Source organism: Paenibacillus dokdonensis (assembly GCF_004916975.1).
Lineage (GTDB): Bacteria > Bacillota > Bacilli > Paenibacillales > Paenibacillaceae > Paenibacillus_AQ > Paenibacillus_AQ dokdonensis.
Genome location: NZ_STGQ01000001.1, coordinates 3,163,256 through 3,184,437 on the forward strand (window position 1 = coordinate 3,163,256; position 21,182 = coordinate 3,184,437).

At 45.6% G+C, this 21,182-nt stretch carries 21 protein-coding genes, 1 pseudogene and 1 riboswitch; of the genes and pseudogenes, 7 read left to right on the forward strand and 15 right to left on the reverse strand.

Annotation, left to right across the window (positions count from 1 at the left end; genetic code table 11):
- Positions 1–36: 36 nt before the first annotated feature.
- The 5 genes from E6W40_RS14560 to mtnB are packed head-to-tail and all read left to right on the forward strand — an operon-like array spanning position 37 to position 4,771.
- Positions 37–1,284 (forward strand): glutamate-5-semialdehyde dehydrogenase, encoded by a 1,248-nt coding sequence (locus tag E6W40_RS14560; protein ID WP_136606109.1) that lies wholly within the window; start codon positions 37–39, stop codon positions 1,282–1,284.
- 48 nt (positions 1,285–1,332) lie between these two features.
- Positions 1,333–2,193 carry a pyrroline-5-carboxylate reductase gene (gene proC / locus E6W40_RS14565; protein ID WP_136606110.1) on the forward strand — a complete coding sequence of 287 codons (861 nt, stop codon included), beginning with the start codon at positions 1,333–1,335 and terminating at the stop codon, positions 2,191–2,193.
- Entirely contained in the window at positions 2,190–3,413 is a 1,224-nt protein-coding gene (locus E6W40_RS14570) for a 2,3-diketo-5-methylthiopentyl-1-phosphate enolase (protein ID WP_136606111.1), read from the forward strand. Before proC ends, E6W40_RS14570 begins: the two co-directional genes overlap by 4 nt.
- Positions 3,413–4,090 (forward strand): 2-hydroxy-3-keto-5-methylthiopentenyl-1-phosphate phosphatase, encoded by a 678-nt coding sequence (locus E6W40_RS14575; RefSeq protein WP_136606112.1) that lies wholly within the window; start codon positions 3,413–3,415, stop codon positions 4,088–4,090. The genes E6W40_RS14570 and E6W40_RS14575 overlap by 1 nt, the downstream gene beginning before the upstream one ends.
- Before the next feature lie 3 nt (positions 4,091–4,093).
- Positions 4,094–4,771 carry a methylthioribulose 1-phosphate dehydratase gene (gene mtnB / locus E6W40_RS14580; RefSeq protein WP_136606113.1) on the forward strand — a complete coding sequence of 226 codons (678 nt, stop codon included), beginning with the start codon at positions 4,094–4,096 and terminating at the stop codon, positions 4,769–4,771.
- A 59-nt stretch (positions 4,772–4,830) separates the two neighbouring features.
- Here the strand turns inward: mtnB and E6W40_RS14585 are convergent, their stop codons facing one another.
- The 8 genes and pseudogenes from E6W40_RS14585 to E6W40_RS14615 all read right to left on the reverse strand — a co-directional run bounded on the left by E6W40_RS14585 (position 4,831) and on the right by E6W40_RS14615 (position 11,199).
- The gene (locus E6W40_RS14585; protein ID WP_136606114.1) at positions 4,831–5,352 is read right to left on the reverse strand and encodes an ankyrin repeat domain-containing protein; all 522 of its coding nucleotides are present in this window, start codon (positions 5,350–5,352) and stop codon (positions 4,831–4,833) included.
- 79 nt (positions 5,353–5,431) lie between these two features.
- Positions 5,432–6,301: a helix-turn-helix transcriptional regulator gene (locus tag E6W40_RS14590; protein WP_136606115.1), complete on the reverse strand. Its 870-nt coding sequence runs from the start codon at positions 6,299–6,301 to the stop codon at positions 5,432–5,434.
- A 21-nt stretch (positions 6,302–6,322) separates the two neighbouring features.
- Positions 6,323–6,766 carry an NUDIX hydrolase gene (locus E6W40_RS14595; RefSeq protein WP_136606116.1) on the reverse strand — a complete coding sequence of 148 codons (444 nt, stop codon included), beginning with the start codon at positions 6,764–6,766 and terminating at the stop codon, positions 6,323–6,325.
- Between the two features lie 177 nt (positions 6,767–6,943).
- Entirely contained in the window at positions 6,944–7,858 is a 915-nt protein-coding gene (locus tag E6W40_RS14600; protein ID WP_246073010.1) for a phosphotransferase family protein, read from the reverse strand.
- Positions 7,859–7,863: 5 nt separating this feature from the next.
- On the reverse strand, positions 7,864–8,532 hold the full coding sequence (locus E6W40_RS30105; protein ID WP_425464945.1) for a cyclodeaminase/cyclohydrolase family protein: 669 nt from the start codon (positions 8,530–8,532) through the stop codon (positions 7,864–7,866).
- Positions 8,506–9,360, reverse strand: a pseudogene (locus E6W40_RS30110) (bifunctional 5,10-methylenetetrahydrofolate dehydrogenase/5,10-methenyltetrahydrofolate cyclohydrolase); the annotation flags it as partial. The pseudogene E6W40_RS30110 and the gene E6W40_RS30105, both read right to left, overlap by 27 nt.
- Positions 9,361–9,444: 84 nt before the next feature.
- Positions 9,445–9,526: riboswitch (ZMP/ZTP riboswitch) on the reverse strand.
- Positions 9,527–9,578: 52 nt separating this feature from the next.
- Positions 9,579–10,160: a GNAT family N-acetyltransferase gene (locus tag E6W40_RS14610; protein ID WP_136606118.1), complete on the reverse strand. Its 582-nt coding sequence runs from the start codon at positions 10,158–10,160 to the stop codon at positions 9,579–9,581.
- 118 nt (positions 10,161–10,278) lie between these two features.
- Entirely contained in the window at positions 10,279–11,199 is a 921-nt protein-coding gene (locus E6W40_RS14615) for an AraC family transcriptional regulator (RefSeq protein WP_246073011.1), read from the reverse strand.
- A gap of 136 nt (positions 11,200–11,335) precedes the next feature.
- On the opposite strand from E6W40_RS14615, the gene E6W40_RS14620 reads away from it, so the two are divergent.
- Positions 11,336–12,091 (forward strand): alpha/beta fold hydrolase, encoded by a 756-nt coding sequence (locus E6W40_RS14620; protein ID WP_136606119.1) that lies wholly within the window; start codon positions 11,336–11,338, stop codon positions 12,089–12,091.
- Between the two features lie 82 nt (positions 12,092–12,173).
- Here the strand turns inward: E6W40_RS14620 and E6W40_RS14625 are convergent, their stop codons facing one another.
- From E6W40_RS14625 to E6W40_RS14645, 5 genes are all read right to left on the reverse strand, one after another.
- Positions 12,174–13,151: a phosphotransferase enzyme family protein gene (locus E6W40_RS14625; protein WP_246073087.1), complete on the reverse strand. Its 978-nt coding sequence runs from the start codon at positions 13,149–13,151 to the stop codon at positions 12,174–12,176.
- A 395-nt stretch (positions 13,152–13,546) separates the two neighbouring features.
- Positions 13,547–14,314: a DeoR/GlpR family DNA-binding transcription regulator gene (locus E6W40_RS14630; protein ID WP_136606121.1), complete on the reverse strand. Its 768-nt coding sequence runs from the start codon at positions 14,312–14,314 to the stop codon at positions 13,547–13,549.
- Positions 14,315–14,666: 352 nt separating this feature from the next.
- On the reverse strand, positions 14,667–15,044 hold the full coding sequence (locus tag E6W40_RS14635) for a DUF779 domain-containing protein (RefSeq protein ID WP_136606122.1): 378 nt from the start codon (positions 15,042–15,044) through the stop codon (positions 14,667–14,669).
- A gap of 15 nt (positions 15,045–15,059) precedes the next feature.
- Entirely contained in the window at positions 15,060–16,580 is a 1,521-nt protein-coding gene (adh, locus tag E6W40_RS14640; RefSeq protein WP_136606123.1) for an aldehyde dehydrogenase, read from the reverse strand.
- Between the two features lie 385 nt (positions 16,581–16,965).
- The gene (locus E6W40_RS14645; RefSeq protein ID WP_136606124.1) at positions 16,966–17,880 is read right to left on the reverse strand and encodes a phosphotransferase; all 915 of its coding nucleotides are present in this window, start codon (positions 17,878–17,880) and stop codon (positions 16,966–16,968) included.
- A gap of 181 nt (positions 17,881–18,061) precedes the next feature.
- Here E6W40_RS14645 and E6W40_RS14650 point away from each other — a divergent pair, with 181 nt between their 5' ends.
- The gene (locus E6W40_RS14650) at positions 18,062–19,723 is read left to right on the forward strand and encodes a histidine kinase N-terminal 7TM domain-containing diguanylate cyclase (RefSeq protein ID WP_136607013.1); all 1,662 of its coding nucleotides are present in this window, start codon (positions 18,062–18,064) and stop codon (positions 19,721–19,723) included.
- 64 nt (positions 19,724–19,787) lie between these two features.
- Here the strand turns inward: E6W40_RS14650 and E6W40_RS14655 are convergent, their stop codons facing one another.
- On the reverse strand, positions 19,788–20,177 hold the full coding sequence (locus E6W40_RS14655; protein WP_136606125.1) for an iron chaperone: 390 nt from the start codon (positions 20,175–20,177) through the stop codon (positions 19,788–19,790).
- Positions 20,178–20,349: 172 nt separating this feature from the next.
- A complete protein-coding gene (locus E6W40_RS14660; RefSeq protein WP_136606126.1) occupies positions 20,350–21,177 on the reverse strand; it encodes a GNAT family N-acetyltransferase in 828 nt (275 codons plus the stop codon).
- Positions 21,178–21,182 lie beyond the last annotated feature (5 nt).

A 21,182-nucleotide genomic window follows, 5' to 3' on the forward strand; every position in this document is an offset into this window, starting at 1 on the left:
GGATTCGCAGGCCCTACAAAAAAGGAGGCTTATATGATGAGTGAAATAACAATGAAAGCCGGGAAAGCCCGTTCCGCCTCGGCTGTGCTGAACAGGCTCAGTACCAATCAAAAAAATGATGCACTTCAGTTGATGGCTGACAGCTTACGTAAGCATAAGGACGACATTATTGCAGCCAACCAGGAAGACCTTGAGCGCGGCCGTGCACAAGGCACATCTCCTTCCCTGCTGGACCGCCTTGCCCTAAATCCGCAGCGAATTGAAGCCATTGCCGAAGGGCTGGAGCAGATAATCATGCTGCCCGACCCAGTCGGAGATGTACTCGACAGCTTTGAACGCCCTAACGGATTGCAAATCACTAAAGTACGTGTCCCTCTCGGGGTCATCGGTATTATATATGAAGCGCGGCCTAACGTTACGGTCGATGCTGCAGGACTTTGTCTGAAGGCAGGCAATGCAGTCGTTTTGCGCGGGGGCTCGTCTGCGCTGTCGTCCAATCGTAAAATCGTGGAAGTACTACAATCTGCCCTATCAGCGTCGCCACTGCCCGCGGATGCGATTCAATTGATTGAAAGTGCGGATCGCTCGTCCGTTGATGAAATGCTGAAGCTGAACGGCATGCTGGATGTGATTATTCCCCGCGGCGGCCAATCGCTGATCCGTAACGTCGTGGAGAACGCCACCGTTCCCGTTATTGAGACAGGTGCAGGCATCTGTCATACTTATGTGGATGAAACGGCAGAGCCTGCCATGGCTGAGGCCATTGCGGTCAACGCCAAAGTTCAGCGGCCTTCGGTCTGCAATTCCATGGAGACGTTGCTCGTAAACACGCGCTTTGCTGCAGCCCATCTGGAGCATCTTGCAGATCAGCTGAAAAACTCCGGCGTAGAGATTCGCGGCTGCACTGAAACCGTCAAGCTCATACCTTGGGCTGTACCCGCTGAGGAGCAAGATTTTGCAACAGAATATAACGACTATATTTTAAATATAAAATTGGTCGATACTCTAGATGAGGCCATGGATCATATTTCCCGCTTCAGTACCAAGCATTCGGAGTGCATTGTTACCGAAAATACAGCAAACGCCGAGCGCTTCCTTCAGGAAGTCGACGCGGCTGCAGTCTATCACAACGCTTCCACCCGGTTCACGGACGGATTTGAATTCGGCTTCGGCGCGGAGATCGGAATCAGTACCCAAAAGCTTCATGCACGCGGTCCGATGGGACTTCCTGCATTGACGTCAACCAAATACATCATCCATGGCAAAGGACAAATTCGCGGGTAGCTTTCGCTGCAACATCTAATCGAAGCACCTGCTGGGAGGATGAACAAAATGAGTCAACAACAAGCGATGATTACAGATCCGATCACCTTTTACGGTGCCGGATCAATGGCTGAGGCGATAGTGAAAGGGCTGATCGGCAAGTCTGTTCTGCAGCCATCCGATATTATGATGCTGAACCGCAGCAACACTCGCCGTTTGGAAGAGCTGCAGCAGCTATATGGCGTACAGGTCAGCAACAATGCCGACAAACTGCATGATATTTTGCAGAGCTCTCCGGTGATTGTGCTCGCCATTAAGCCCAAAGACGCGGGGGAGGTTCTCAGAAACCTGGGTCCTCTGCTCTCAGAAGATACACTCATTGTTTCGGTCATTGCCGGCCTGACCATCCGGACCATTCAAGACCTTTTGGGACGGAAGCAGCCGGTTGCGCGTACGATGCCGAATACTTCAAGCTCCATTGGACTCGGTGCAACAGGTATTTCTTATTCGAAGGAAATCAACGACCGGCAGCGGCAGACGGTTATGACCCTTTTCGGCGCCGTAGGAACCGTCACCATTGTCGAAGAAGACAAACTTGAGGTGCTCACAGGCATTTCCGGCAGCGGCCCAGCCTACATCTACTATATGATGGAAGCTATGATGGCTGCCGGTATCCGTGGTGGCTTGACTCCCCAGCAGTGCCGGGAGCTGACCGTGCAAACGGTATTGGGTGCAGCCCGTATGGTCCAATTGACCGGCGAAGAGCCGGCAGCGCTTAGAGCCAAGGTAACTTCCCCTAACGGATCTACGCAGGCAGCAATCGAGACATTGGATAAAGGCGATTTCTTTGAAACGGTGATTGCTGCCGTGGCCCGCTGCGCGGAACGCTCAAAAGAAATGGGAGCCGCTTTGAAGGAGGGGATTTCATGAATAACTGCACAGCAACATACCGCTTATATGATGATAAAGCGGATTTCCGCAAAAAGGCTGAATCGATTGCTGTCGGCATGACTGTAGGGAGCTGGACTGAGCTTCCGCAGGCCAAACGGGAATCGATGCAAAAGCATCTGGGACAAGTTCTGAAAGTCGATGTCCATGAACCGGAAGATGTTCAGCCGGGCGAGCGCTACGCGGATGTGACGATTGCCTATCCCGACGTTAATTTCAGCAAGGATATACCGGCATTGCTAGTTACCGTTTTTGGTAAAATCTCTATGGACGGCCGCATCAAGTTGAACCACCTCGGATTCTCTGATGATTATCTTTCTGCTTTTCCAGGACCGAAATTCGGCATTTCCGGCATCCGCGATCTTCTCGGTGTGCATGACCGGCCGCTGCTCATGAGCATTTTCAAATCCGTGATCGGACTAAATATGGATGAGCTCCGGGATCAGTTTACGAGACAAGCCCTTGGCGGAGTTGATCTGATCAAAGACGATGAAATTCTGTTCGAGAATGAGCTTACCCCCATTGAAAAACGTGTCGAGGTCTGCCTGAAGGCCGCTGAAGCTGCAAGTCGTGAAACCGGCAAAAAGCTGCTCTATGCAGCCAATCTGACCGGGCATACGTCAAGTCTGAAGTCGCAAGCCAAAAAAGCGATTCAAGCCGGTGCCAATGCCCTTCTGTTCAACGTGCTGTCTTACGGATATGATGTGCTGCATGAACTGAGCTCTGATCCGGAGATTACCGTACCGATTGCTGCGCATCCAGCACTGGCGGGAGCTTATTACCCATCTCAGCACTACGGTATTTCAGCGTCGGTACTGCTTGGCCAGCTGATGCGTCTTGCAGGTGCAGATCTGGTCCTCTTCCCTTCACCTTACGGTTCCGTAACCATGCCGCGTGAAGAGAATATGGCAATCCGCGATGAACTGATCACGAGTGCGCTCCCCATTAAAACCAGCATGCCGGTTCCTTCCGCAGGCATTCATCCCGGTCTTGTGCCGTTGATCATGCGGGATTTCGGTAAGGACGTGGTTATCAATGCAGGTGGCGGTATTCATGGTCATCCTATGGGTACAGAAGCCGGCGGACGAGCTTTCGTGCAAGCAATTGAGGCAGCTCAGCAGTCCCTCCGACTGGCCGATTACGCCGAAGCCGGACATCCGGAACTTAAGGCGGCTCTTGAGGCTTGGGGAGGAGAACGATAATGACAGCAGGTAAAAAGCCCGTCATCTTTTGCGATTTCGACGGAACAATCACACTCTCTGATAATATCGTCGCGATCATGAAGCATTTCAAACCAGAAGGCTATGAACCGTTGATGAAGCGGACTGTGGATCAGGAAATCACGCTGCGTGAAGGCGTAGGCAACATGTTTGCCCTGCTGCCTTCCAGCCGGAAGGATGAAATCGTGGATTTCGTTCTCAGCCGTGCTGGTATCCGTGAAGGCTTCCGGGAATTCCTTGATTATGTAAAGCAGGAAAATATCGAGTTTTACGTCACAAGCGGCGGCATGGATTTTTTTATTGATCCCCTGCTCGCTCCTTTTGACATTCCTGAAGGCCATATCTACTGCAACAGCGCTGATTTTAACGGTGAAAACATTGAAATTTCATGGCCGCATCCCTGCCAGGCTCCATGTGACAATGGCTGCGGCATGTGTAAGACTACCGTGATGCGCCATTTCCCTGAAGATCAATATGAGCGGATTCTGATCGGCGACAGCCTAACGGATTTTGAAGGAGCAAAGATTGCCGACATGGTCTATTCTCGTTCCATCCTGACCGATAAATGTGCAGAGCTGGGTGTTAAGCATGTACCTTTCCAGAGCTTTTTTGATATCATGGGCGATATGAAACAGAAACAACAACAAGGAGTGCTGTAACCTATGACGTTTGCAAGTATCAATCTGGAGCATAAGCAGCAGGTGCTGAATGAACTCCGTCACATCAAACAGCAATTTGCGGCTAAAAATTGGTTTCCGGGTACCAGTGGCAACCTATCCATGCGCGTAGGCGATTTTGATCCTGAGGAATTTCATTTCGCCATCACCGCCAGCGGCAAGGACAAATCGCTGAGTACACCTGAAGATTTTCTGTTCGTGGATAAAAGCGGCAAAGCTGTGGAAACGACGAACCTGAAGCCAAGTGCGGAGACCCTCATTCATTGCGAAATATACCGCTTGACCGGCTGCGGCGCAGTTTTTCATGTGCATACCATTTTCAATAATGTCATCAGCGAATGGTTCGGCGATCAAGGCGCTGTTCCGGCACAGGGGATTGAACTGATCAAGGCGTTTAACATCTGGGAAGAAAATGCGCCTGTCTCCATTCCGGTGCTGCCCAACTTTGCCCATATCCCATCCATTGCCGAGCGCGTTCCAGACGTACTGAATCCAAGCATTCCCGGAATCCTGCTGCGCGGCCACGGCATTTATACTTGGGGTAAAAACGCATTTGAAGCGAAGAAGCATCTGGAGGCTTTTGAATTTATTTTTGAATACTTATACCACAGCATGCTGCTGAAAAACAGCGTTCCGCAGGTACATGCCGACGGCCGCCGTTAAGCTGCAAATGAAGATGAAAAGCCCTGCTGCATACGACATGCAATCAGGGCTTTTTTCGTTTAATGCGGTGCACTACATTGTTTTAAAAGTTCCGTCACTTTGTTATTCCCCTGATTCTCGGCTAATTCAATTGCAGTTTCGCCCTCATCAAGCTGAGCATTCACATCTGCACCATACTCAATCAGCAGATGGATCATCTCCACATTGTCATCATGGAAAGCAGCACTATGCAGGCATGTGTGGCCGTTGCTGTCAAAAATCCGGGTTCCAGCATGATGAGTAAGTAACAACCGGATGACATCCATATTCCTCTCCCCAGCGATCGCTGCGTGCAGTGCTGTATTCGAAGGAATGAACGATATGTTCGAATGAGAGACAGCATCCACATCCGCTCCGGCAGCAATAATTACCCGCACAGCCTCTGGTTGCCCGAAATGCGCAGCATAACCAAGCAGTGTCAGCCCTTCTGCGTTTTCTATGTTCACATATTCAGGACGGGAAATCAGGTGCTCCTGAAGTCGTGCAGCATTTCCTTCCTTCGCTGCCTCAAATAACTCATTTATTATCTGATTCTGATCCATTCACTTGTCCCCCAATTCATTTTCAATGTATGTACATGATTCATCATAAATCCGGAAGCGGTTTTTTACTTCTTGAAAATCACCTTTTACACTTTCCGCGATATACTGACGGGCTAACCCCAAATCTCTGTGTAAACAGGCTGCTGAAGGAGCCAAGGCTTTGAAACCCGACCTCCAAACAAATTTCAGTTACTGGCAATTCCGTTCGCTGCAGCAGCTTCCCTGCCTCCTGCAGTCTTTTCTCCTTCAGCAGCTGATGAGGCGTGAAGCCAAAAAGCTGTTTAAAGCTTCTGAGAAAATGATTCGTTGAAAGACAAGCCGCTTCCGCTGCCTCTGAAATGGAGATGGATTGATTAAAATAAGCGCAAAGATACTCATATCCAACATGCACGCGCCGATACAGCTCCTGCCGGGTTGAAGATTTGATGGAATGAAGCTTGGCGATCTCTCTTTTTACCTGTTGATGCTCTAGCAGAAGACCATATGCCAAAGCTTGCAGCTGTTCTTCCACACGAGTACTCTCTTGAACCTTATGTAGGGAATCCATCCGCATCTGACGCATGACTTGTGAGAGCTCCGGTGATGTCTCATAGGTTTTGACGACAAAATCAATCTCCCGTAGCACCGGGTAAAATGGCTCGACCAGCAGCTCCTCCACCGTTAGCATCGAACTGCGCCGCACCTCCTGAACCATGCCCTCCGGAAAGAACACGCAGAAGGATTCGACAGGCTTTTCTGATTCTATGGTGATACTGTACTCCTGCCCTTGATTTAAAAGTAAATACCGGTCTTCCCCTACAGCAAAATGGCCATGCCCTGCCTGGTACAAGGCTCTTCCCCCTCTGAAGGTTTTGATCGATAGACCTCCTGTTCCCTTCCAGTAATACTCGGCACTTCGCTCGTGGAGAATCGGCGAGAAATTTAGGATGCTGCCATTGCTATGACTCATATTCCCACGGCTCTCCTTCGCTTAAAAATGTGACTCGGTAAGCTGCTTCAATATCGAATCCGCCCGGTTCACGCTCTCCATCGTCCAAGGCGGTGTATCCGGGTGTTTGATTATTTCTTCGGCTGTCATCCAATATACCGCCTCGACTTCCTCCGGACTTTTTCTATGGGCAGTTCCATGATCATATTCACAAACGAATACCACGTTGATCACAGGAGATCCGTCCCCCGTAACAAATGATGAACTATATGCAAAATGCATCCTTTCTTTTATCTCAACGCCGACCTCCTCGAAAATCTCTCTTTTGACGGTCCGCTCCAGAATGTCCTGTGAGAATCCTTCCTGCTCTACGGTTCCTCCTACGAAAGACAAGGTTCCAGCCGCATGCTCTTCCCCCGATCCTCGCTTAATCACCAGCCACTTATTCTCTTGGTATACAGCCCCTTCAACATTTATAACGAACATCGCCTTCACTCCCCTTCTATAATTTACCTGTAATTCCCTATTTCATTGTAATGTCTAAACCGCAAAAATAAAATAACCGGCTCATCGCCGGTTATTAAGAAGTCCCAATTATCATTGCAACACTACTAGCAAACCACTTGGTAAACGATTTTACTATAAACTATCCCGTTTTACGCTTCAACGTGTCTGAAGTCGGGCAAGCGCCTGATCTGTAAACCACTGATGTTTTTCCCGCATACTCTTTTCCGTATGGCTATCCAGCCCCCAACTAGATAAACTTGAAGCAGGCTTGAGCGCTGCAAAAAGATCCCAGAAAGAAAGCTCCGATATGTCTGTTTGCAGATTGAGTGCTTGATACTGCCGTGTAAACTGATGCATAGCGTCCTTGCCATATGCCCAGAGTACCTCGAGTCTACTATTCGCAAGGTCATACATTGGATCACCAATCGCCGCGTCCTCCCAGTCGATCACCGCAGCAATTCCGTTGTCTTTCCACAAGATGTTACCCGGCCAATAATCTCCATGCAGCAGCACATTTTTATTTAATGGAGACAACGGCCATGCGGACTCAAGCACATCCCGTATTGTACTTTCATTTAATGATTCATCCGGGTTCCGGGGCCTATTCCCAATCTTGTCGGAGCACCATATAAGCTGTTCAGGAAGAAAATCCAGTGAATGACTTGTCCAATCCACTTGATGGATATCCGATAATATCTTCGCCATTTGCTGCATAGCATCTGACAAATCCGAGGGAGACATATTCACGAATCCATCCACAAAGTCAGTCACGATGTAGGGAGTGGGTACAATAAATTCGGATGTATCGTATGCATATGGCTGAGGTACAGGCAACCCTGCGTCCACTAGACCCTGTAAAAGCTTAAATTCATCCTTTGCAATTTCTGGATTCCTGTTTCGGTCAACAGCGCCATGCTGACGGACAACCAGCTTTTTCATACTGCCATCCGTCTTTTCAATCTCAAGCATCGTCACTTGTGCTGAAACCCCGCCTTTAAGCTCCTTTGTACGAATCAGTCTCGAACCGGGTTCTGCCATGCGCGCAACCTGTACCCATTGTTCTTCTGTCACTTTGGTTACACCAACTTCTCCTTAATTTTTTGCAATACCTGGAGCTTCCGCTCATTCGACTGGCTTGATAGCTCGGCTCCCGTTTCTTGAAATGAGCTCCTGACACCCGCATCTTTAATGCTTCCCAGATTTATTTCTACCGTAATCCATGCCGATTGTACAGCAGCATCCAGCATGATGAGCGCTATACCTAGATCTGATATGACATTTTTATTGACTTCTTCCGTAATTTTATCCAGTGCCGACATAATCTCCAAGCTTCGCTTCATGAGGTGCAGCGGAACAGACGCAGCTTGAACCGCAGCCTTTTGCAGAGCAAGGGAACGCATTTTCTTTTCCTCATCATTCTCTTTAGGCAGGCCAAGTGCGGCCATATAACCGTTAAACGATTCCATGTCCTTCTTCAGAAAGCTTTCAGCCTCCAACATCGCAGACTGCATCAGCACCACGATGTCCGCCATCTGCTGCCGCACACTCTCAAACTTTGGCCCGCTTGTAATGTTCGCCACCATGGATCCCATGGATGCACCTAATGCGGCAGATAGAGCCGCAATGCTTCCTCCACCCGGCGTAGGTGCGCTTGAGGCAGACACCTGCAGAAATTGCCGGATCGTTTGGTCAAATACCTGTTGTTCTCCATTCGTTTCCAGGGCATCTGCAGATTGCTGCTGCAGCCGGATTGCCAGCATCAAGTTCTCAAAGAGCATGACTGTTGTGAGTGTTCCCACACCGCCGGGTACAGGTGTAATCGCTTTTGCAAACGCTGCAGCTTCGGGTACTGCATCCCCTGTTATCCCGGTTGCCGTCTCATTAATGCCTGCGTCAATGACAACGAGTTCCGGATGCATCATGTCTGCCGTAATCAGTCCGGCCTGTCCTGCGGCGGTCATCAGAATATCTGCATTCGCAATATGGCCGGCGATGTCTTGGGTATGGGAATGACAGACAGTCAACGTGGCATTTTCTCTCAGCAGCAGCTGCATCAGGGGTCTGCCGACCGTATCTCCCCGCCCTACAAGCACTACATTTTTGCCTTTCAGCGTGAACCCAAAATGCTTCAAGATAGCGATACAGGCCTGTGGTGTTGCCGGATAAATGCCGGTATTCCCCGTCATGCAGGTGAGCTTGTTCGCCGATGAAATGCCATCTACGTCTTTTTCAGGCGTAATCGCGTCCGAACACTTTTGTACACGGATATGTTTGGGTACAGGGAGCTCGAGCATAATGCCGTGTACCGCCGGATCTTGGTTCAAGCCTTCAATTTCATCCAGCAAACGGCGCTCTGTGACCTCCGGATCAAACTGAATCAGATCGAATTCAATCCCCAGCTGCCGGGCTTTTTTCTGTTTCGCTTTCGCATAATATTCCGAAGCAGGATCTCCCTGCACTAAAATTGTAGCCAGCCTCGGCTGTATGCCTTTTTCTTTAAGGCTGTTAACTTCAGTGATAATAGATTCAGAAACCTCATTTGCCAGTTCTTTGGTTTTAAGCAGCATGCTCATTCCAGTCGCCTCCGTTAAATGGTAGTAAGATTATATTTCTTAAATCTAAACAAAAAAAGTATTTGGATGGAATGAACCACCAAATACTTTTGCCCAGGCGTACGGCTGTTATGATCCATGTGCTCCCTCGTGGTTTACCCACGTTACGCCAGTTACACACGGCTGAAATCAAGTCAGATTTATTGTAGCACAGATCATCTTGAATAGAGGACACAAATTTACGTATCTTGATCATTCACTTGATCTTGCTGCAGAATGCTGTAAATTTCAAGATCGACAATCCCTTTCCCCGACCATAAAGCGGCTTGTCTCAAGAGACCCTCTTGTTGAAAACCATTCTTTAGCAAAACCTTCTTGGATGCTTCATTCCGCGGCATAACCTCTGCCTGAATCCGGTTGACGTTAACCTCATGGAGCAGATAGGGCAGAAGAAGCTTTAGAGCTTCCGTGGCCAATCCTTTACCCCATTGATGTTCGGCTAAATAATATCCTACCGAAAGCGTGTTTACCTTTTGATTAAAATTAAATGCCTCGATAATGCCAAGCAGCCGGTCAGGTTCCTGCGCCGTAAATAAGCCCCACTTGATCCTTGCCTTTTTCAAAAAATCACGTTCGAAATGTCCAATCATATTTTTGATCGTGTCTTTGTTATGCTTCGGAATAATGCCGCAGTATGTAAATACATTTTCATTATTATAAATTTCAAAAAGGTCCTTCAGATGGCTGGTTTCGATTTTTTTCAGAATAACTCTATCTGATGCAAGTACAGGAAAGGTTCCAAAAGCCGCTTCTAAATTCATACCATCATCACTCCAAGTTTTCTATTTAACTGTAAAGTCCGCAAAGCCCCATTCTTATAAAAAGGGATTACCGCTTATCATTGTAGCCGCTTTGCTCCCGGTCTTTTCTAAATTCATGTCATCCTCTTTTCTTAATGGGGACATGCAGATCTACTTTGCATTTCCCTTCCGCATCCGTTGCGGGATCGTTTTTACAGAATTCGAGGCAAGGACGGTCATCGGCTTCATAACAGCTGTTCGGCAGCCACAAGCTGTATACATTCTGATAGGCAAGGACAAACCTTTCAACCGTATCATAATAGGGATATACCGCATACAACCCGCCCGATAATATTTTATAATCCACTTCCTTTGTATCATATTCTTTTCGATATCCTGCCGGTAATGTGACACAAGCATCATAGCGGCAGGCCCATTCATCAACCAAATTAAGATCATCCAACGAAATGCCGATATAATGGTGATTAGCAGGTGTTATTCCCCTTGCATCGGTCCAGCGCCCCAGCTTGTCCCAAGCATAATACGTATCCAAATAACTCCCCACATATCTGACGTAAGCAACTTCAACATCTGGCAGTTCTTCGATCCTGATCATCTGATCCCACACCCTTGTTAAAAGTGAATTCTTACGGTTCTGATTGTACTCTTCCAGGGGTGCAGACTCTTCCGGATTTTTGCTATAAAATGATGGAAAATTGCTATCATTTCTCATACCTCTACGGACCTCACTTGGTGTCTGTCCATAGTGCTTTTTAAATACGGCATTATAGGTGGACAGCGATTCGAAGCCGCATTGATTGGATATTTCAAGTATCGTCAATCGGGTATCAGCAAGTAAATGCACGGACTTTTGTATACGCCCCCGATTCACAAAAGCCACAGGCGTTACACCGACGACGGCAGTAAATATGCGGCTGAAATGATATTTCGAAAAATTAGCCATGTCCGCCAAATGGTCCAAGGTGAGCTTATCGCTGCTATTCTTCTCGATATACCTGATGACCGTTTCGATCCTGTCTTTATACTCATGGTTCATCATGTGCGGTTCTCCATATCTAATCATTTTGTTTACCAAAATTATACACGCTTAATGAAGATTTGGGTGTAAGGTTCTTGGTGACGAAGTCGCTTTTTAAGCTTAAAATGGGATTAAAAGCTCATTCAGGGAGGTTTTTATGCCGTACGTTCAGCTTCAGGATCTGGAGGTATTTCACGAAAAAATGGGAAGCGGTGAGCCCATCATATTTTTACATAGCGGTTATTCCAGAGGGATATTGGCCTTTGCGAGTCAGCTGCTGGATTTCCAAAAAAACTATACCTGTTATTATCCTGATTTGAGAGGCCATGGCAGAACACGCTGCGTAAGCCTGGAATGGAGCACGCCACAGCTCGCAAAGGATATGATCGCTTTTATGGATGCACTTCACATTCCAAAAGCTCATTTGGTGGGTTACAGCTTAGGGGCAAATGTCGGTTTATACTGCGCGGTTCAATATCCGGAACGGGTGATAACGTTGACTACCATAGGCACGAGCGGTTTTGCAGACCCTACGGGTGTGGAGGAATTTGAGCCAGAGTGGCTCATTGAACAGGACCAACAGGATACCATCAAGCAAATGACGGAGCGGCATGAAGAGGCGCATCGTGGAAACTGGCAGGAGCATATGCGGCAGTCGGCGCAGGATTGGCGTCTTTATCCTCAGCTTACGGAAGATCAGCTGCGCAGTATTCGATGCCCCTCTCTCTTGATCAGCGGCGAGCATGATCCTTTTGTAGGCGAGGAGAAACTATCCTATTTAGGCTCACTTATTCAAGATTCGGAGACTTATGTGGTTTCAGGCGGAAGTCATAGGCCGCATATGTCCAGGGAACATCCGACTCAGGTGAATGATCGCATTTTGCAATTTTTGGACGCACATTCTTTTGAATAATCCTTATGTGAAAGAAATGAAAAAGGTACAGAAGCTTTTGTTCCGATCCTTTTCAGGTGGATGCATCTGTACCTTACTCTTTTTAGATTCCCCTTGTAAATCCTTGTCTCAAATTGTCCCGGGAACGAGCGAGCTTCAACCTGACATCCTCAAGCCAGTCCGGACCCTGCTCCATCTCACTGTCATCCAGTGATCCTAACAATCTCGAGAATCCATACAGGTTCATGAATCTTTGGAAATAGGGGATCTGCTCTATAAAATCATCGCCCATTACTCTCGCGCTGCGGTATCCCTTTAAAAAGGACTGCATATGTTCACTCGATAGCGGATCTCCCTGACCGGGCATATCAGAAAGAGCTGACACAATATCAAGAGCATACCAGCTGTAAAAGGAATCATCAAAATCGATCACGTTATATGAATGCTGCCCATTATCATAAAATACGTTATCCAGCTGAAAATCATAGTGGATTAGCCCATATGTCTCCTGCGTGACAGACTGGGAGTTAAGCCATAATGTCATCCATTGAAGCTCTGCCGCTGCTTCCTGTTCCTGCGGGTGCTTTTGAAGAACATGTTCGATCCATCCCAGAATATCCCGCCAGTTTCTTCTTTCTGAATGAGCAGGCTCATAAACTGCAGATAACGAATGTAATCCGGCAAGCGACCTTCCCCATTCCTCACATTGCTCACGAGACAAGCTTTCATCCAGATTCTTTCCTTGGGCCGCTTGAAAAACAACGGCAAAATACTTTCCTTCTGCAGTCTGTGCCGTTTCAATGAGCTTGTTGTTCATGGAGGAAACCGGAGAAACACAAGGATAATGACTCGCGATCAAGTACTGCATGAACTCCAGCTCGGCTTCTATCTGTCCTATGACATGGTCCTGCTCCGTACTGAATCTCATAAAAAATCTCTCCTGATTCCGCTGAAAAGCATACACAAAATTGGAGCTGGCACGCCAGAACCTCAAAGATCCCTCGTCATGCTCCCAATTCCGGATAAGATCCCTGGCAACATGATCGGATGACAATCCGACCACCATGGTTTTTAAATTCATCAATGGATGATTTCCTCCCGCTGCAGCAGAGAGGACAAAACGTCGTTATGAAGTGTGCCCTCTCATCTGCATATCATTTTGAAAGTCGATTTTTTTCAAAATGTCACCCCTTCCTTTGATTTTCATAAATATTTTCACTTATTCAACTTACCATACGAAGATGGGACTGATAGGTTAGAGAATGGCTTTAATTAAAAAATCCATATCACACGAATGAATCCGCCGGTTGTCGAATGATCCGATCTGAAAACAAAAGAATGACCGCTCGATAGCGGCCATTCTTCCTGAGCATTTCTTAGTTACAAAGTATAATTGAGCATGATAAAATGATCACTGTAGTTTGAGTGGAGATATTATCTCCCTCAGAAGTAATGACCTTCTGTGCCAGCAGGAGGTCATTTTATTTCAGCAACGATGACGTTTACGCCGCTTGCTTGGATTTTCTCAATTTCATCTCTCGATGTTTCTTCATCCGTAATAATCAATTGGAGCTGATTCAGCGGACCAATTCTTGCAAAGCAGTCTATTCCAAATTTATAGTGCTCAGCCAGACATATGTTTCTTCGTGAATTTTCAGCAATAGTACGCCCAAAACTCGCTACTTCCGGCGTAGCTGTGCTTAATCCCTTAACTGATAACCCGCCCCCCGTTGCAAAAGCAAGATCAATCGTAAATTTGCTTGCTAGTTCATTCGCTAAAGCATCCGTCATATTCCCGGAAGATTTAATTTTGCCGCCAAGGAGATACGTTTGTATATTTTCCTCATCCTTTAAAGCATCTGCAATTCTCAATGAGTTGGTGACCACCGTAAACGGAAGATGCTTGGGCAGATATTTTAGAAGTACAAAGTGGATCGCCGCCCCGCCAATAAATACGGTCTCATTCTCCCTGATATGCGCAGCAGCAGCCTTTGCAATGGCATTTTGATATACATCCCCTTCACCATACCTTATGGAAGGATGCTGTGGCTGCTTTCTGACATTTGGAAGCGGGATAGCTCCTCCATGCGTTCTTTTTAAGAGCTTTTCTTCCTCCATGATGGATAAATCCCGACGGATCGAATCGATTGATACTTCAAATAGATCTGCTAAATCCTTGGCCAGAACCCGTCCTTCTCTGCTGAGCAGTTCTAAAATCTTGTCACGACGTTCTTGTAAAAACATACACGCCCTCCTCAATTGGAAATTTTTACATCGACTCACAGTATTATTATATGCGCGTTTTATCCGCTTTTCAATGATATTTTTAAGTTATTATGCATGTATTTGCAGTTTTGTTACGTTATTATAAAAATCGGAAATGATAATCGCCTGCGATGGAATTTCAATGATGATAGACTACTTCTTTAGAAATTGACATCTTTACGATGTAACGAATGCGATTGCCACAATTTAAAACGTTCTGATATTAAAAAAAAAGCCTGCTGAACTTAATCAGCAGGCTTTTTTTTCAGATATTATATTACTGATGATTATTCCGATCACTCGCTGCCATCATTATAGTCATCCAATAAGATCAGGTGAGATTCAAGCTTTGACGCTCTTCTTCAGTAAAAACGCGAGAACGGGTCAGAAACCTTTTGCCCTCAGGCCCCTCCAATGAAAACATGCCTCCCCGTCCAGGGACCACATCGATGATGAGTTGTGTATACTTCCAATATTCATACTGTGCTCTGCTCATATAAAATGGTGCCCCGCCGATTTCCCCCATCTGCACATCGCTGTCTCCTACGATAAATTCTCCAAGAGGGAAGCACATGGGTGAACTTCCGTCGCAGCAGCCACCCGATTGATGAAACATCACCGGCCCGTGCTTGGCCTTCAGCAACTCAATTAGCTCCAGTGCAGCGTCTGTGGCAATTACCTTTTCAACATCATTGTCTTTAAGGGTCATATCGATCTCCCCTTTTTAGAAGAAACCCAACTTATCCGGACTGTAGCTGATTAACAGATTCTTCGTTTGCTGATAATGGGAGAGCATCATCAGATGATTCTCACGACCGATACCGGAAGACTTATACCCACCAAAAGCAGCATGAGCAGGATAGGCATGATAGCAATTCGTCCACACGCGGCCAGCTTGAATCTGACGGCCAACCCGGTAAGCGGTGTTCATATCACGTGTCCACACCCCGGCACCCAGACCATAGAGGGTATCGTTCGCGATAGCAAGAGCCTCTTCCTGATCCCTGAAGGTCGTTACAGCCACAACAGGTCCAAAGATCTCCTCCTGGAATATTCTCATGTTGTTTTGCCCCTTCAAAACGGTTGGCTGTATGTAATACCCATCAGACAGCTCACCGGTAAATGAAGCTCTACCCCCGCCGATCAGACATTCCGCACCTTCCTGTCTTCCGATGTCGATGTAGCTGAGGATTTTTTCCATCTGTTCCGTAGAAACCTGTGCACCGATCATCGTGGATGGATCCAGCGGGTTTCCTTGCTTAATAGCTGCCACGCGCTTCAATGCCCGCTCCATAAATTCATCATAGATGGATTCCTGGATCAATGCACGTGATGGGCAAGTACAGACCTCACCCTGATTGAGCGCAAACAATGTGAAGCCTTCCAGCGTCTTATCGAAGAAAGCATCATCCTTAGTCATAATATCCTCGAAGAAAATATTCGGAGACTTGCCGCCAAGCTCCAGGGTAACAGGAATCAGATTTTGAGAGGCATATTGCATGATCAAGCGTCCGGTTGTCGTTTCGCCCGTGAATGCCACTTTGGCGACCCTGCTGCTGGAAGCGAGCGGCTTGCCTGCTTCGAGACCAAAGCCGTTTACTATATTCACCACGCCCGCTGGGAGCAGATCCTCAATAAGCTCCATCAGAACCAGGATGGATGCCGGAGTTTGCTCTGCAGGTTTCAGAACAACGCAGTTGCCTGCCGCAAGAGCGGGAGCTAATTTCCAAGTCGCCATAAGCAGTGGGAAATTCCAAGGAATGATCTGCCCGACGACCCCAAGCGGCTCATGGAAATGATACGCCACGGTATCGTCGTCAATTTGACTCAGAGATCCTTCCTGTGCCCGGATGCAGCCGGCAAAATAGCGGAAATGATCGACCGCAAGCGGCAGATCCGCTGCCATCGTCTCCCGTATCGGCTTGCCGTTGTCCCAAGTCTCAGCGACAGCGAGCATTTCCAGGTTTGTTTCGATCCGATCCGCAATCCGGTTCAGAATGACTGAACGCTCTGCAACAGAAGTGCGTCCCCAGGCATTTTTGGCCTCATGTGCCGCATCTAATGCCAGCTCAATATCATCAGCAGTCGAGCGGGGTACCTCACAGAATGCCTGGTTGTTGACAGGTGATACGTTTTCAAAATATTGACCTTGAACGGGTGCAACCCATTTGCCACCGATATAATTTTCATAACGCTTCTTAAAAGTTACTTTCGATCCATTCTGTCCTGGTTCAGCATATACCATAAAAGAACAGCCTCCTCTAATATAGATATTGTCATCTTATCAGCCTTGGTTCATTGAAGGATTAACACGTAACTCCGCTAAAGAGAGCGCTATCAATATGATAGATATAAACTTCTTTGTTTTAGACATTCACCGCATAGACTCAAAAGCCGATTGCTTGCGGCGGTTTTACAGTCAGTTACCCCACCTCCTTTCAATAGTAGATCTCGAATACATGCCAAGAATATTTCCTGTGTTGCATGATGCGATACCTCATTAACAACATCTCTATAAATCCTCTTCACCAATATGATAAAAACTCGCTCTTGCATTGTCAATAATTGGTTTTATAAAATGCCTCTGCACAAATCTGATTTCATGTTAAACACTCCGTTGCCTGAATGGCTTAATCAGTCAGAGCGCGTATAATATTTGCTTTTGCTTCATCAGCTATTCTCTCGTCTTTGTCACTGGTCGCCTGCAATAGAATCAGCAACGGAATGTATACCGCAATGAACCGGGCTAATATTTTCGTTTCTTCGTCCACTTCCCCATATTCTTTGAAAAAGGTTGAACGCGCATCGGGAGGTAAGAAGCTGTATACAAGATTCAAATCACAAGCAGGATGACCGATATTCATATCTCCCCAATCAATAATCCCAGATATTTTACCGGTTTCGTCCACCAGCATGTTTTTGAAGTGAAGATCGCCATGAAGGAATACATCTTTGGGGTATACATGGTCCAATGTTAAATGCTGCAAATAGGCTTCTATTAAGCAGTATTCTTCCTCCTGAAGATGTTGTTTGAGATCCGAGAGGAAGTTCAGCATTTTTTCTTTTCTGGAGGATATGTCGATAAGATTTCTGTGATCATGCGGGACACCATGTTCCCGTGCGATCTGCAATGGAAATGCATGCAGGCTTTTTAAAAAATGTGCGAGAGAGCTTACCGAGAGCAAGCGCTGATCGTCTGTCAATCCGATCGGAAACTCTCCAGCCAAATATGTATATCCCAGAAAAGGTGAGGGATAATCGCCGGTCTCTTTGCCAAAAAAAAGAGGTTTCGAATACGGAATCGCAATACGATCTGCAAGCTCAGGCAGGATCCTGCTTTCCATTTCGAGCAAATTCACAGCAATCTTTCTTCTTGGAAAACGAAACGCAAATTCATCTCCAACAACATAAACGGTATTATCCCAACCATGACCTAATCTTTGAATCCTTTTGGATGCTAACTGAGGAAACTGACTACCTATTAATCGAGAAGCTAATTCCTCAGAAACTTCCCAGTCCGCGTCCCATATCTTTGAGTTTCCCATATCTTGCTTCCCCTTATTTTCAAATTTAATTTCTTTACAACAGTTACTATCATAGCGTATGTTTGCTAATATATAGATTGTGGTTGATTTAACTGTGCATTAATTATTTGGAACATCATTTATTATTTTCGTGTTAGAATAGATAGATTCTACTTTACATAAGAGGTGTATATTGGGTGTGATGGCATGGATTGACTTCGTGGTGTGTATCCTATTGTTTGTTTTATTGGTGTATGTGTTTGTTTCTGTAACAATAACTAACTTGCACAAGGCTTATTTAGTATTCCACTTCGCCATGATGTTATGGCCCTTCTGCCAGTTTGCTATTAAGATAGCAGATACTACCAAGCTCCAATTGTTTTATGTAAAACTCGCTTTTGTTGATATGGCTCTTTTGGCTGTTGGATGGTTATTTTTCACAATACTCCTAACGAACCACACTCTACTATCACGAATACGAAAAATAACCTTTCTCATACCTATTCCAGCTTTATTAACAGCAGTAGCTGCAATTTTCAACCCAAATGCGATGTTCGTCCAGCCAATACACGGTGGATACATCCAAAGAATTTACGGACCTCTTTTTTGGATTACTGCTGTGATCCTGATTGGCTATGGTATCGTGTCACTTTACATAATCTTTCATACTTTAGTTTCGGAAAATGCCCCTCGGATCAAAAAAAAGGTAAAGCAAGTCCTTAGAGGGATTGTAGTCGTCATTGGGTTTATTGCGGCGGATATTTTAATCAATGTTGTCTTCCCTATTTCTCAAAAGGTGACGCCAGGATTGACTTCTCTTGGCATTCTTTTTTCTGCTGTCTTTTTTATCATTGCCATCAATCGGGATAAAGTGTTTGATATCGTTACCATAGCTCATCAAGATATTATTAACACGATCACTCTTGGGATCCTGGTTCTTGATGAAAATGAGATCATTGTAGAAATCAACCAGTCGCTCCCTTTCCATATTGACCTGCATACGGGCGAACGTTTTGATATCACAACCATACTGCCTCCACAGGAGCCGGTAAACAGCATGATCACTTTTATCAAAACATACCAAGAACACCCGTTGGAAAGTGTAGAAATTGAAGTTTTATATCAGAAACTCGATCCAAGCTATGTCCATATTCATGTCTCTCCGATCTTGGTTGGCGGTACCCGATTAGGGCGAATCATCACATTCCAGGATATGAGCGAACTGCGTCGTCTCATTAATGAGACAACATTGCAAAATGACATCCTGCAAGAACGCAACCTATCGCTAACTACCATTCAGCGGGAGCTATATCTGACTAACCAAAAGCTCCAGAAAATGGCGATCACCGACGGTTTAACAGGCTGTTATAATCGTAATTATCTGACGCAGCAGTTAGAGCATGAAGTGATAAAAAATATGAAAAATCAAATACCATTTTCCATACTTTTATTAGACATCGACTTTTTCAAACTAATCAACGATAATTACGGTCATTTGGTCGGTGATGAAGTGATATGCAGCACGGTGAAAGCAATTCAAGAAAAGCTTAGGCAGACGGATATTTTAGCCCGTTTTGGCGGAGAAGAGTTTATCATCTACTTGCCAAATACGTCTTCAGCCCATGCCCTTCATCTAGCTGAACAAGTACGCACTGCGGTAGAATCCAATGTGATCACCGTTCCTCATTCCATTGAGTCTATATCCATAACGGTCAGCATCGGATTGCTATCCATACATAATTTCTCGATTGAAATGAATCCAGATTCCAGAACAATGATCAATGATATGTTTCAAGCCGTAGACCAAGTCTTATATCAAGCTAAAAGAGAAGGCCGCAACCGAATGGTTGGCACCATAAAATAAGGCATTGACTTCAAAATAATACAAGCCGATCCACTTTTAAATCTAAGTGACATCTGGCTTGTTTTTATTTTTTCTTTTTCGTTTTGCTTTCGGATTTTTCAACGTTACGTGAAGCTCTGAATTTAACAATTCTGCGTATCAGTTCATAGGGCACCGGCGTATCAAAGGGAAATTGAATGGCCCCTTTTGACGTCTGGTATTCTTTTAATTCTTCTTGAAATTCCTCGACTCCATCCGGAGCCGGATAAAAACCGATGTGTTTCTTAAATGCCGCAAAGTGGACAAGATTCCCATGAAGTTCAAAGGTAGGCATCTGATAGCTAATCTTTTCCTTCGCCTCCGGTGCCGATTCTTGGATGACCTGTCTCATTGTTTGAAGAGTATCCTGAATTTCAGGAGGAAACGCAGAGATATATTCGTCAATCGATCCATAAGCAGCTTTATTTCCTTTCACGGTTCAATTCTCCTTTTTCTAGAAATTGCGTGGATTTTAAAGAACATTATACCAGGCTGGCCCATGGCAAGCCACTTCATAAGATGAGGTAATAACGGAAACGATGGACACAGCTGGTCTATATTTCAACGGACAGTTGAAACAAAGCGGACTATATGAGCTGACAATTTTGCTAAAAATTAAACCAATTTATTTTGTAGCGATGTGCTTTAAATAAACCTGCCTTCTCGGCTGTTTTTCGCGAAGCCATATTACTCTCCATGCAATCCCACCAAGCTGTAATGTTGTTTTCATTGAATTTTTTGATTAATAATTGCGCAATTGAACTAGACAACCCTTGTCTTTTATAAGCTTCATGCGTTTCTACCCCGATTGCATGCGTGGAACTAAAAATGAATGAGGAAACGGCTATACTTACGATTTCTTTATCCTCCGTGAGTGCAGCGTAACCATAGCCTTTTCCTAAATAATTATCGAATGTGCCCCAATATTGTTCAATGTAATTCACCAAAAATTCCGCATTTTTTAATCCACCATTATTCAGTTCATCATAAAAAGCGTCATCAATCTCCGCGGTCATATAAGACGGTGGAATATCTAAGTAGAGACTATCAATTCTATTCATTTCAGATTTATAGACATACTGGAAACTTTCTTCTATTTTTCGGTTTTCAAAAGCTTGATATATAGTAGGAAACCAGTCATCCGTATCCACTGAGAACTCAAAACTATGTATATTTTTATTTCTTAAGAAGGGGATCATTTCATGATCAATGAACGTTTCTATAGATTGATTAAAGTAAGTGTTTCCAGCGCTCCCCATAAAATTAAAACCTCCAAGCCCACTAGACCATACGATCGCGGATGATGGATTTTGTTCGTTATCTACCCACACTTGCCCTGGATTATTACCAACAACGACGCCTGCAAACATCATATCACTATCGGCATGAGCCAATTTATGGGCCAACCATTCATTTCTTTCGTTCAAAAGAATCAAATTCT

What these genes read in the sequence shown, in the direction of transcription:
- E6W40_RS14590 (WP_136606115.1), bottom strand. Translation starts at nt 6,301, where the DNA reads ATGAGTCATAGCAATGGCAGCATCCTAAATTTCTCGCCGATTCTCCAC.
- E6W40_RS14560 (WP_136606109.1), top strand. Translation starts at nt 37, where the DNA reads ATGAGTGAAATAACAATGAAAGCCGGGAAAGCCCGTTCCGCCTCGGCT.
- E6W40_RS14615 (WP_246073011.1), bottom strand. Translation starts at nt 11,199, where the DNA reads ATGATGAACCATGAGTATAAAGACAGGATCGAAACGGTCATCAGGTAT.
- adh (WP_136606123.1), bottom strand. Translation starts at nt 16,580, where the DNA reads ATGGTATATGCTGAACCAGGACAGAATGGATCGAAAGTAACTTTTAAG.
- E6W40_RS14625 (WP_246073087.1), bottom strand. Translation starts at nt 13,151, where the DNA reads ATGAATTTAAAAACCATGGTGGTCGGATTGTCATCCGATCATGTTGCC.
- mtnB (WP_136606113.1), top strand. Translation starts at nt 4,094, where the DNA reads ATGACGTTTGCAAGTATCAATCTGGAGCATAAGCAGCAGGTGCTGAAT.
- proC (WP_136606110.1), top strand. Translation starts at nt 1,333, where the DNA reads ATGAGTCAACAACAAGCGATGATTACAGATCCGATCACCTTTTACGGT.
- E6W40_RS14620 (WP_136606119.1), top strand. Translation starts at nt 11,336, where the DNA reads ATGCCGTACGTTCAGCTTCAGGATCTGGAGGTATTTCACGAAAAAATG.
- E6W40_RS14575 (WP_136606112.1), top strand. Translation starts at nt 3,413, where the DNA reads ATGACAGCAGGTAAAAAGCCCGTCATCTTTTGCGATTTCGACGGAACA.
- E6W40_RS14645 (WP_136606124.1), bottom strand. Translation starts at nt 17,880, where the DNA reads ATGGGAAACTCAAAGATATGGGACGCGGACTGGGAAGTTTCTGAGGAA.
- E6W40_RS14635 (WP_136606122.1), bottom strand. Translation starts at nt 15,044, where the DNA reads ATGACCCTTAAAGACAATGATGTTGAAAAGGTAATTGCCACAGACGCT.
- E6W40_RS14650 (WP_136607013.1), top strand. Translation starts at nt 18,062, where the DNA reads ATGGCATGGATTGACTTCGTGGTGTGTATCCTATTGTTTGTTTTATTG.
- E6W40_RS14585 (WP_136606114.1), bottom strand. Translation starts at nt 5,352, where the DNA reads ATGGATCAGAATCAGATAATAAATGAGTTATTTGAGGCAGCGAAGGAA.
- E6W40_RS14610 (WP_136606118.1), bottom strand. Translation starts at nt 10,160, where the DNA reads ATGAATTTAGAAGCGGCTTTTGGAACCTTTCCTGTACTTGCATCAGAT.
- E6W40_RS14630 (WP_136606121.1), bottom strand. Translation starts at nt 14,314, where the DNA reads ATGTTTTTACAAGAACGTCGTGACAAGATTTTAGAACTGCTCAGCAGA.
- E6W40_RS14570 (WP_136606111.1), top strand. Translation starts at nt 2,190, where the DNA reads ATGAATAACTGCACAGCAACATACCGCTTATATGATGATAAAGCGGAT.
- E6W40_RS14595 (WP_136606116.1), bottom strand. Translation starts at nt 6,766, where the DNA reads ATGTTCGTTATAAATGTTGAAGGGGCTGTATACCAAGAGAATAAGTGG.